Genomic DNA, 1,549 nt, shown 5'->3' with positions numbered 1-1,549 from the left:
GGGTTGGGGCCGTGCCGAGGACCGGACAGTCCGCCCGGCTCGCCCAAGGAGGAACCCATGCCCACCAGCACCTCGGAATGGCACCTCAGCCTCACCGACAGCGTGAACGCCCTCGACCGCGAGAGCGCCGCCCGACACCGACGCGGTCCAGCCGCCGCACACCGCGTCCCCCTCACCGGGGACCTGCACCGACGGCTGCGTCGTGAGCAGATCCCGCAGGTCGCGGCCGACATACGTGGGCCGGTGCTTCGGCACGGCCGCGAGCAGCGCCGCCGCGTCGGTGACCCCGGTCAGCACCAGCAACGAGTCGACGTCACCCGCGAACGCCCCCTCGATGTCCGTGTCCAGCCGGTCCCCGACCACCAACGGCCGCTTCGCGCCGGTCCGCAGCACCGTCTCCCGGTGCATCGGCGGCAGCGGCTTCCCGGCGGCCTGCGGGTCGCCGCCGGTCGCGAAGCGCACCGCCTCCACCGCTGCCCCGTTGCCCGGCGCGATCCCCCGGCCGCTCGGAATCGTCCGGTCGGTGTTCGACGCGAACCACGGCACCCCGCGGTTGACCGCGTACGCCATCTCCGCCAGCTGCGACCACCGCAGATCCGGACCGTACCCCTGCACCGCGGCCACCGGGTCGTCGTCCGCGGAGTCCACCGGCACCAGCCCGCGCTCGCGCAGCGCGGTCATCAGCCCCTCCCCGCCCACCGCCAGCACCTTCGAACCGGCCGGCACCTGCTCCGCGATCAGCCGCGCCACCGCCTGCGCCGAGGTGATCACGTCCGCCGCGCCCGCCGGTACCCCCAGCCGCGTCAGGTGCTCGGCGACCGTATCCGGCGTACGCGACGCGTTGTTGGTGACATAGGCGAGGTGCATGCCGTGCTCCCGCGCCGTGCCGAGCGACTCCACCGCGTGCGCGATCGCCGCCCCGCCCGCGTAGACGACACCGTCGAGGTCGAGGAGCGCGGTGTCGTACGCGGTGTCCAGCGACTCTTCGCTGCCGTGCGGGCTGGTGCGGTACGTCATGGCGGTGCTCGCTCCTCGTAAGTGGACTACCCATCGATCATCCCCCATGCCCGGAGGGCGTCGTAGCATGCGCGGATGAGTGACACCGATCAGGACCACCCGCGGGGCCCTCACCTGGCGCCCTTCCGCGGGCTGCGCTTCGTACGGGAGCACGTCGGCAGCCTCGCCGCCGTCACCTCGCCGCCGTACGACGTCGTGGTACGCCCCGACGGCCAGCGCCACTTGGAGACCGCCGACCCGTACAACGTGGTCCGGCTGATCCTCCCGGACGCCGCGACCCCTGACGCCCGGCACCGCAAGGCCGCCCGCACCCTTGCGGCCTGGCTCGACCAGGGCATCCTCGCCCCCGACCCGGCCCCCGCCCTCTACGTCTACGAGCAGCGCGACGGCGACCACCTCCAGCGCGGCGTGATCGGCGCCCTGCGGCTGAGCGGCCCCGAGGAAGGCGCCGTGCTGCCGCACGAGGACGTCATGCCCGGACCTGTCGCCGACCGCGCCGCCCTGATGCGCGCGACCGCGGCCAACCTCGAAC

The 1,549-nt window shown here is 74.0% G+C and carries 2 protein-coding genes; one reads left to right on the top strand and one right to left on the bottom strand.

Going from position 1 to position 1,549, the window contains the following annotated elements:
• The coding region (locus AC13HU_RS36905; RefSeq protein WP_483046367.1) for an HAD-IIA family hydrolase at nucleotides 1-1,017 on the bottom strand (1,017 nt) is incomplete at its 3' end.
• A 75-nt stretch (nucleotides 1,018-1,092) separates the two neighbouring features.
• Between AC13HU_RS36905 and AC13HU_RS36900 the strand changes: the two genes are divergently transcribed.
• Nucleotides 1,093-1,549 (top strand): DUF1015 domain-containing protein (locus AC13HU_RS36900; RefSeq protein WP_483046366.1); only part of this gene is annotated, 457 nt, incomplete at its 3' end.

Source organism: Streptomyces sp. NH27, from assembly GCF_056859195.1.
This window is presented reverse-complemented; position numbering and strand designations above follow the sequence as displayed.